This window comes from Solemya pervernicosa gill symbiont, assembly GCF_002020875.1.
Lineage (GTDB): Bacteria > Pseudomonadota > Gammaproteobacteria.
Genome location: NZ_MPRL01000161.1, coordinates 1 through 1,644 on the forward strand (window position 1 = coordinate 1; position 1,644 = coordinate 1,644).

Annotated in this window: 1 protein-coding gene; it reads left to right on the plus strand. The window is 46.6% G+C overall.

The genetic code is table 11. The annotated features are described in order from the left end of the window. The first annotated feature begins 104 nt into the window (after positions 1-104). Positions 105-419, plus strand: a complete 315-nt coding sequence (locus tag BOW52_RS16875; protein ID WP_135622637.1) for a hypothetical protein — start codon at positions 105-107, stop codon at positions 417-419. Positions 420-1,644 lie beyond the last annotated feature (1,225 nt).

The following is a 1,644-nucleotide window of genomic DNA, read 5'->3' on the forward strand; positions in this document are numbered from 1 at the left end:
TCGTCGTTCGCTCGCGCTCTCAACTACGAATATGCAGACGGCGTCGACTATCGCGGACTAACCGCCTTCGCTTCGCTATCCATGGCGGTCAGCGAATGAAGGAGATGTTTACAAAAAAAGAAAACTTAAAAAACATTCTTAAACGTTATCTAAATGACCTAATCTTCCACAACATGGGAAAAGTTAAACCAATGTATCGCGATGTCTTCGGTATAGACTTTGGTGAAATAGGGTGGTTATTTGAAGCGATAGTATGCAGACATCATTGCGTACATCGTGCTGGTTACGACAAGGATGGAAAGAAGGTAACCATATCAAAGCAATCTTTAGAAACCTTAATGGTGCAGAGCTCGGGGAGTCGCTATTTTTGCGGAAGCTTGTTTTGGGCATCCAAGCCCAAGCAAGCGGCAAATACTTAACGCGACCGTTTATGCCTACGGCGCCCCCCGAAATATGCAACCTGCCTGAAATCACAGACGACGTTTTATTCTAAATCAACTGTGAATTCCAGGAACAGCTTACTTACTAACAAACCGACCAAACCTATCAGTGAAGAATCTCGATACAGAAGAGCGCCCGTACAAAGTGGGGGACACTGTAAAGCTTGTCCCTTCTCAACACTCCAAGGGTTGGTCTCCAAACCGTAACAGCTGGGGCTTAGTTGATAACGAAACGTATATAATATTACGCATCGCAAACGGTAAGTATCTTTATGTTATCCCAGATCAACCTAACGGATGGCACTGGAAAGATTTCAAACCGGCCTCAACATGACCGCCCGTAGGTTGGAGAAATAGCAATGAAAAGAGCAGCTGATAGCATCCTAGCAATAGGCACTCCATTGCACGCCGTCGGGGAGTCGCTATTTTTGCGGAAGCTTGTTTTGGGCGTCCAAGCCCAAGCAAGCGGCAAATACTTAACGCGACCGTTTATGCCTACGGCGCCCCGACATTCGAACAAATCAAGATCGTATTACCAAAAATCGCTTTATCAAATCTCGTGATACTGGGTGGTGACGTATTAAAAAAGAACGGCGGCACACATTCATACACAGGAGACAATTGGTCCGTCGATTTTATCGATAATGAAGCTTGGAGCAATTATTCGATAAGAAGCGTCAAGCAAACATTCAAGATAATCAGAGAGTTCGATGAGTCACTTCAAAGCAACAACATCAGGTATGTGCTAGTCATAGTTGATGAACTGGAAAATACTGTAGTCGTGGATGAATATCACAAGCAATTTTGAACAAATTCAGGCTTTCCCCCCTCGTACAACAGCCCGCAGGTTGGGTTGAACAGAGTGAAACCCAACAAACCGACCACATCGGCATATGGTGGGTATCGCTTCGCTCAACCCACCCTACGGCTGACAAGCTCAAATCAAGGGTGGTTTTGACTTTCTCTCCCCTTCTACATCGCCGAGCATCGGAGTGATTTCAGGGGGAAGTGGGCAGTCTGTCTGAGCGAGGTTTACCGAGCGAGTTCTGCCCACGCCTGAAATCACGAGAAGCGCAGGGAACCCGAAGGGCGATGTAGTGGGGCGTGTACGAGTCAAGGAGATAGGTAACACTTAAGTCCAAGGACATAGGTTACACTTTGACTGTCCAGTACGGCGTATCCCAGCCTTGCTTATCCCTCAGAT

Bases quoted from the DNA above. Each gene is read 5' to 3' on its own strand.
- BOW52_RS16875 (WP_135622637.1), top strand. From the start codon at position 105: ATGTTTACAAAAAAAGAAAACTTAAAAAACATTCTTAAACGTTATCTA.